Here is a 3,842-nt window from a genome sequence, read left to right on the forward strand (position 1 = left end):
CTATGCTGTATCGCTCGACGGACTGCCGCTGTCGTCGTGGCGCTCCCGTGGTGAACCTGGCCCATAGTGCTTCCTTCCATTCCGATGAAAAGATTGCACCATCAAAACCCGGGACCAAACATCTAGTCCGCCGCAATCCGGCGGCTGGCGATCTGCGGTATTTCACCACATGGTGCCCGCAAGGGACGCTGCTGGAGACGCTGGTGCGTGTAGAAGGCACGCGCTGACGGATCGAGGAAGGCTTCGAGACCGCGAAGAACGAGTTCGGCCTCGATCATAACGAGACGCGGTCCTGGCGCGGCTGGCACCGCCATGTCTCGCTGGTCATGCTCGCCTACGCCATGATGGCGACCGTGCGCTCCCAGGCCAACGCAGCAGCGCTCAAAAAAAGACCGCTGCCAACACGCAAAAGCTCATTCGCTGGTCGATCCAGGAAATCCGCCGCCTCGCCGTGAAGATCACCCAGGCCCAGATCCCGATCGCACACATCCTCCGTTGGTCCGTCTTTCGACGAACCCATCAGGCAGCGGCATACCTCGCGCACCTCAAAATAAAAACGCAACTGTAGTGCTAGTCATCTGCAGCGGCGATGCAGATGACTGCCAAAAAAGACGTCGCGGTTCTCTCTTATCGCGTGGTAACGGCTCTCCACTCCTTGAGGCGCGCCCACAGGTTTTCAACCAGATGCCCGTGCCGATAAGCCCATTTCGGGCAGGCGACCTGCGGCTCGCTGCGTTTGGGCGGAATGACAGGGCGTGAGCCTCTGTCCCATAAGGCTTCGCGAAATCGGTTCGAGGCATAGCCCCGATCGCAGACGACGTAGCGTGAGGCATGCGGCAATGCGTCTAGGAGCGCCATGGTTCATTAAGAGATGATTATTTCCGAAGGGTATGGACGAACAACTTGACTAGCTGAGATGGCACTTCTTTCCGGACGGCCGCCAAGATTTGGCAGAACATACGTGGCTCCATTGGGAAGTAGCTAATATCGCGAATATATGTCTTTGTTATTGATAGCGGCACGATTGCATTACCCAGTCCCGCAGCGACTAAAGGCGGCAAACAGTTAATCTCTGGAGATATCGGTCGGATTACTGTTTTTCCCCCAATAGATGATATCGACTTTGTGATCGCATCATACAACTCATTGCAGACCTCTCTCGGGAATAAGATCAAATCTTCGGAGCATAAATCTGCAAGGGTAACGCGCGACAACATTTCGGGCATTTTTTTGCGAGCTATTGCAGCGTACATTTCTTCTTCGGATATTTTATATAATTTTATGCTTTTATTCTCCAATGAGCCCCACATCAATATTATATCTAGATCGTGATTCAGAAGTCTTTCTGTAAGATCTTCGGCATTGCCAGAAATCAACTCAAATTGGACATTCGGCTGGATGTCTTTCGTTTTTTTTAAACCTATAACAATCTTTTCGACGTTCAACACCCCGGCACTGAAGCCTATTCTTATCATTTTGTCGCGAGACCTCTTTAGAGTCTTAATATAATTGAGAAGATTATCTCGTTCACGAAGTAAAAGAATGGCCTTTTTTAAAAATAAACTGCCTAGTTCCGTGATATTCGTTCCCCTTCTAGATCTTGAAAACAATTTTACGCCAAGCTCCTCTTCCATCGAAGCTATCTGCCGGCTTAATGGTGGCTGCTCCATATGTAAATATTTGGCAGCCTTCGTGATACTACCTTGCTCTGCCACAGCTATGAACATACGAAGGCGACGAAGATCCATACCTACATCATATGATAAAAACTAGAAATAGTATATCATAAACACCAAAAAACGCGGCAATATACGCTCAAAATAACGTTCATACGTAGTTATCCGTCAATTGAAGGAGCTGTTCGCATGGCGATCGTAACGGTAGTCGGTTCGTCTGGTATGACTGTGCAGGTCACTGTGGAAGGTGCCCGTATGCAGACGCTGGCCTCGAGCTACGCGAAGCAGATCTTGGACGCGACGAAAAGCGGCAACCTGACTTCAGTTGATCTGGTCAACGGGTCGAATGCTGGTCCGTCTTCGGCGAATAGCGTCATCCAGGGTGTCGTGACGACCGGTGGCGCCTTTTCGATGCAGGGCAAGTATTCCAACCTCGTGATCGGTGCGCAGGGTGCGCCCTATCTGAGCCCGGAGGAAACCACCCCGGTCGCCCCCCTGAACTCACCGGTTGCGGTTGATGCTACTGGTGTGGTGACGGACAACCTGTCCATTCTTGCGGGCAATACGGCAGGCGTGAGCTTCTATGCCGGGAACTACAACGGCACTTTCGTCTCGACGATGGGCAACAACCTGTTCCACGCGGATGACCGCACAGGCAACTGGACGATCGCCACGGGCGACGGCAATGACACCATCGTTGCTGGCAACGGCGTGAACAACATCCGCGCAGGCGAAGGCGAAAACCTGATCACCCTGGGCGCGGGTGCGAACTTCGTCGCCTCCGAAGGTCAGGACACGATCACCGGTGTCGAAAACGCCTCGGACACGGTCACCCTGCTGGGTGGCAACTCCATCGTCACGCTGCAGTCCAACTCGGCTGTCGTCGATGCGGCCCTTGTGGGCAGCCGCATCTCTGTCGGCATCAACAGCACGGTGTTCGGCGGCACGGGCTCCACGGTCGACTTTACCGGCAACTCGGGCACCATCGTCGGCGCCATTGGCGACACCATCTCGGCAGCGGGCGACCTCTCGGTCTATCACGGCTGCGACCAGTCCATCAGCGTGTCGGGCGCTCTCAAGTTCATCTCGGGCACAGGCAACACCTCGATCAATGCCGGGCTCGGCACGATCTGGGGCGCAAACGACCTGCGCGCTACCGTCGACACGAACGGCCTCGCCCTCTTCACCGCAAACCAGCCCAACACAACGGGCAGCCAGTATATCGATGCGTCCTCCTCCAAGGGTACGCTCGAAGCCTGGACCGGTGCAGGCAACAACACGGTTATCGGCACCTCGGGTTCCGATCACTTCGTGTTCGGCACACAGTTCGAGAACTCGAACGGTGACAGCTTCGCCACCGTGACCGGTGGTGACGGCGCAGCCAACACCTTCGGTGTTCTGGCAGGCCATAATGGCGGCGACATCACCATCACCGATTTCGGCAGTGCTGCCGGCAACATGTTCTTCATGTACAACTACAAGCCTGCCGATGCCGATCAGGCCGTGAAGGATCTGCTCGCCACCGCAACCGTGACCGGCGGCAACACCACGCTGCAGCTCGACAACAACATGAAGGTCACCTTCCTCGGCGTGACCGATCTGAAGGCATCGAATTTCCAGATCAGCTGATCATCAAAGGACGCCGAAATTCGAAGCACGTCGATGGTTCTCAATACTGGCAGAGGCTCAAAGGAACAATATGACCAAGATAAATCGCAAAGCAGATAGTCAGCGTATAGCAATGACAAATGTCGATAATGCGCCAATGATATTTGCAGACAAGGTTCCGGTCTACGGTACAATCGGAGACGTCGTTACCACCACCTTGGCAGCTGAGCGACCCGTCGGCGAGGGGATTTCGATATCGGCGACGGTGCATTTGCGTCTCACGCGGGACGCAGCAAAAGTGCTGGCAACGTCCCTAATGTCCGCTCTCGCGATGCTTGATGAGCGATCCCCATCACGAGAAACTATAAATTAGCTACTGTATTTGAGCGGCGTCGTTCACGCGCCACGGCAAGCCTATTTAGAGAACGGCGTTAGAGCCTGTTTGGAAAGTCGTTGAAGTGTGATTCAAGCTCTGGATGTGGACGCCAGAGCAGAGGGCCCGAATGGCCGGGATTGCCCGAAAGACGAAACGCTATCCGTCTGACATGACGGATGAGG

At 54.3% G+C, this 3,842-nt stretch carries 3 protein-coding genes and 1 pseudogene; 2 read left to right on the forward strand and 2 right to left on the reverse strand.

The genetic code is table 11. From position 1 onward, the window contains the following. Positions 1-122: 122 nt before the first annotated feature. Positions 123-455: pseudogene (locus F3J08_RS16630) on the forward strand (transposase); the annotation flags it as partial. 172 nt (positions 456-627) lie between these two features. On the opposite strand, the gene F3J08_RS16635 reads toward F3J08_RS16630, so the two are convergent. Both F3J08_RS16635 and F3J08_RS16640 read right to left on the reverse strand, forming a co-directional pair. Further along, entirely contained in the window at positions 628-858 is a 231-nt protein-coding gene (locus tag F3J08_RS16635) for a transposase (RefSeq protein WP_166931841.1), read from the reverse strand. A 17-nt stretch (positions 859-875) separates the two neighbouring features. After that, entirely contained in the window at positions 876-1,748 is an 873-nt protein-coding gene (locus F3J08_RS16640; RefSeq protein WP_166931844.1) for a LysR family transcriptional regulator, read from the reverse strand. 117 nt (positions 1,749-1,865) lie between these two features. On the opposite strand from F3J08_RS16640, the gene F3J08_RS16645 reads away from it, so the two are divergent. Continuing rightward, positions 1,866-3,305 (forward strand): calcium-binding protein, encoded by a 1,440-nt coding sequence (locus F3J08_RS16645; RefSeq protein WP_166931847.1) that lies wholly within the window; start codon positions 1,866-1,868, stop codon positions 3,303-3,305. Positions 3,306-3,842 lie beyond the last annotated feature (537 nt).

Origin of the sequence: Asaia sp. As-1742 (assembly GCF_011753235.1) — a bacterium.
GTDB classification, from domain to species: Bacteria; Pseudomonadota; Alphaproteobacteria; order Acetobacterales; family Acetobacteraceae; genus Asaia; species Asaia bogorensis_B.

Bases quoted from the DNA above. Each gene is read 5' to 3' on its own strand.
- F3J08_RS16635 (WP_166931841.1), bottom strand. From the start codon at position 858: ATGGCGCTCCTAGACGCATTGCCGCATGCCTCACGCTACGTCGTCTGC.
- F3J08_RS16640 (WP_166931844.1), bottom strand. From the start codon at position 1,748: ATGGATCTTCGTCGCCTTCGTATGTTCATAGCTGTGGCAGAGCAAGGT.
- F3J08_RS16645 (WP_166931847.1), top strand. From the start codon at position 1,866: ATGGCGATCGTAACGGTAGTCGGTTCGTCTGGTATGACTGTGCAGGTC.